The following is a 3230-nucleotide window of genomic DNA, read 5'->3' as shown; positions in this document are numbered from 1 at the left end:
AAGCAACAGGGTTTGGTTCAAGAATTAAAAAAAGTGCCTTTACATTTTTAGAAATAGAAGGAGGGGATGAGCCTTTGAAAGATGGTGATGAAATATTAAGTGATAAAAATTATCCATTTACAGATAAAAATATAGAAGCAATGAGAGAAAAAATAAAAGAAAAGGATGAAAAAGAAAAACAAAGAGATATTGATAAAAATGGTAAAACAGTTGAAATAAGTGATGATGATGTACCATTCTAATATTAAAAAAGTATAGTTACAGTGAATATTAAATAACTTATTTAAAAGGAGAGATTGAATGGAAAATAAAGAAACTATAGTTATGGATGATGTTAAAAAAGCAGTAAATGAAGAAATAAAGAAATTAGCACAAGGTTTACAGGTAGATAGGATAGAAGGATTTAAAGAGAGCGATAGTCAAATTGAGATAACAAAAGCATTAATAGCCTTTCATTTAGATATAGAGTCAATTCCAAAAGACAATACAAATCCATTTTATAGGTCTAAATATGCAAATCTAGATACAATTCTTAAAGCAGTAAATCCATTATTAGCAAAACATGATTTAATCCTAATGCAGTCAGCAGAAGATGCAGGCAATGATAAAGTATATATAAAAACTAAACTTAAACATTCATCAGGAGAATACATAGAGTCAAATTCCGCACCATTTAAACCAGCTAAGACTAATGATATACAAGCTAGAGGGGCATTAGAAACTTACTTAAGAAGATACGCAGTTCAATCAGTATTAGCATTATCATTCGAGGAAGACGATGATGGTAATTCCCTAACAAACAAATCAAAAGGAAAGTCAGATGAAGAAAATACAACAGTTAAGAAAAGCAGAGTGTAAGTAAAAAAATGCTACCTCTTAAGTGAGGTAGCAACAAATACATAGCATAGGAGGGAAAATCTTGAATTGTAAGTGTAAGGTTTGTAAGAAAAAATTAGATACAAAAGATGCTTATAAAGTAGAACATATTACATCTGGGGGAAATAAGCAGAATAGATATTACTGTAATGAACAGGAATATGGAAAAGAGCAGCAGGATATATTTTTTTGGAAACAATGTCAACTTGGCATAGATTACATTATGGGATATACAGTTATAAATAATCAAAAAAATAAGATGTTACAAGACATAATAAAAAGTGGTTATACAAGAGAAGAGTTATATGACTGTATGCTTGAAAAAAAAGATGAAATTATAGAATTACTTAACTACAGAAAAGATATAGAAGAAGAATATCCTAAATTATGCTATGTATTTACTATATTAAAAGGTTGTATTAGAGATATAACAATTAGAAATAAGCAAATAAAAGATGAAAAAGAAAATGAAAAGATATACAAAGAAAGTGAAAAATATTATGAAGTAATTGCTCCTAAAAAAGTACTTACTAATAAAAGAAAAAGTCTATTTGAAAAAATTAAAGAGGTGAATTAATGAGTGCATATGAAAAAATAACAAAGGATAGAGGTATTATAGAGACTTTAGTTTTAGGAACAATGCTAAAATCATTAACTCTTTTTAGTGAATATAAAATTAGTGAAAATGACTTCATAATAGATAAAGTAAAATTCTTTTTCTCATTAGGAAGAACAATGTCTAAAACCCATAGTGAACTTGATGAAACAAGTGTAGCCAAATTTGTATGTTCAAATAAACTTAAATCTGAATATGAAAAATATGGTGGTTGGAATAGCTTGTCATCTGCTATGGAATATGGAAAAGAATCCAATATATCAGCATATATTGATGATTTAGCTAAAAATAATCTATTAATCGCCTTAGATGAAAGAGGTTTTAATATAGTAAAAGAAATGGATCATAAAGGAGAGAAATTTATTCCATTTGAATTATTCCAATCTATAAGCTGTAGAGAAGTTGAGGAATTTTATGAGGGGCTAATATCTTCATGTAGTGTAAATTCTATAAAGAATAATATGAAAGTCGAAAATCTTTTACTTACTAAAGAGGATAGAGAAAAGTTAAAACAAAAAACTGAAGCAGGAACACCTTATAATATTATCTTTGAATATAATGAAAATGAAATAGGATTAAATGAGAATGAAGAATCTAAGTATATATATGGTTTACCAGTATTATCAAATAGAACTAATGGACTTGGCAAAGGTGGCGGAATAAATATAATATCTGGATTCTCAGGAATAGGAAAAACTACATTATTGTTCTTTAATTATATATTAGCTATGATATATCAAGGTGAAAAAGTAGTTATATTTGCTAATGAACAAAAGTCTCAATATTTTAAAAGTATGTTAGTATCATTTATAGCATATAACATATTTAATTATCATGATTTAGATAGAAATAAAATTGACAATGGAGATTTTACAGACTTTGAAGAAGAACTTATGGAAAAGATAGAAGCCTTTTTAAAAAATAGAGGTTTTGAAGAAAGTTTAAAATTTATATATATGGAAGAGTTTGAGATATCTGAGATATTAAGGAAAAGTAAAGAACTTGTAGCACATGAGGGATTTACTGTAATAGCAGTTGATACATTCAAGTCAGAAAATTCATCAGATGCAAATTATACAGGAAGGTTAATAGAAAACTCTAAATTACTAGATAACTTTGGAAATAAATACAATGTAATAACACTTCTATCTATGCAATTAGTAACGGCTCAAGAGAATAAAAGTTCTTACTTATCAGCTTCAGATTTAGCAGAAGCTAAAGCGGTAAAGAATGTGTGTGGATTATTAATGCTTATGAGAAAAGTAGTTAATGATTTAGAATTAGATTCAAATAATAAAAAATTCTTTTTAAAACCATATAGACTAAAATATAATAAGCTAAAAAAGACTACTGAAAGAGAGTATATTCAGTTTGATATAAAAGATTTACAAAAAGAATACAGATTATTATTTTTAAATAAGTCAAGAAGAGGTCAAGATGGAGATGTGATTCTACTAAGATTTTATGGTAAGACTGGTAGATTTGAAGAAATAGGAAGGTGTGAAAAAGTCTATAGAGGACAATTGTCATACTAGGTGATGACTATGGAAATAAAGGATTTGACTAATGAAGAGGTGATAAGTTTTATGGAATATTTAGGTTCGGGCTTATCTTCTAAAAGCAATGATAGACAATTGATATTTAATACTCATTTATGCCATAATGGTGATTCATATAAATTATTTTATTATACAGAAAGCAAAACATTTCATTGCTATAGTTCTTGTGGCCATATAGG

3 protein-coding genes and 2 pseudogenes are annotated in these 3230 nt (G+C 27.3%); all 5 read left to right on the top strand.

Going from position 1 to position 3230, the window contains the following annotated elements; genetic code table 11:
- Positions 1 to 242, top strand: a pseudogene (locus IC213_RS20205) (hypothetical protein); the annotation flags it as partial.
- 58 nt (positions 243 to 300) lie between these two features.
- Complete coding sequence (locus IC213_RS20200; RefSeq protein WP_227831990.1) at positions 301 to 858, top strand: ERF family protein; 558 nt, start codon at positions 301 to 303, stop codon at positions 856 to 858.
- Positions 859 to 919: 61 nt separating this feature from the next.
- On the top strand, positions 920 to 1453 hold the full coding sequence (locus IC213_RS20195; RefSeq protein ID WP_227831989.1) for a hypothetical protein: 534 nt from the start codon (positions 920 to 922) through the stop codon (positions 1451 to 1453).
- A complete protein-coding gene (locus IC213_RS20190) occupies positions 1453 to 3027 on the top strand; it encodes a DnaB-like helicase C-terminal domain-containing protein (protein WP_227863567.1) in 1575 nt (524 codons plus the stop codon). Before IC213_RS20195 ends, IC213_RS20190 begins: the two co-directional genes overlap by 1 nt.
- Positions 3028 to 3036: 9 nt before the next feature.
- Positions 3037 to 3230: pseudogene (locus IC213_RS20185) on the top strand (hypothetical protein); the annotation flags it as partial.

It is taken from the genome of Clostridioides sp. ES-S-0049-02 (assembly GCF_020658465.1).
In the GTDB taxonomy this organism is placed as follows: domain Bacteria; phylum Bacillota; class Clostridia; order Peptostreptococcales; family Peptostreptococcaceae; genus Clostridioides.
This window is presented reverse-complemented; position numbering and strand designations above follow the sequence as displayed.

What these genes read in the sequence shown, in the direction of transcription:
- IC213_RS20200 (WP_227831990.1), top strand. Translation starts at nt 301, where the DNA reads ATGGAAAATAAAGAAACTATAGTTATGGATGATGTTAAAAAAGCAGTA.
- IC213_RS20190 (WP_227863567.1), top strand. Translation starts at nt 1,453, where the DNA reads ATGAGTGCATATGAAAAAATAACAAAGGATAGAGGTATTATAGAGACT.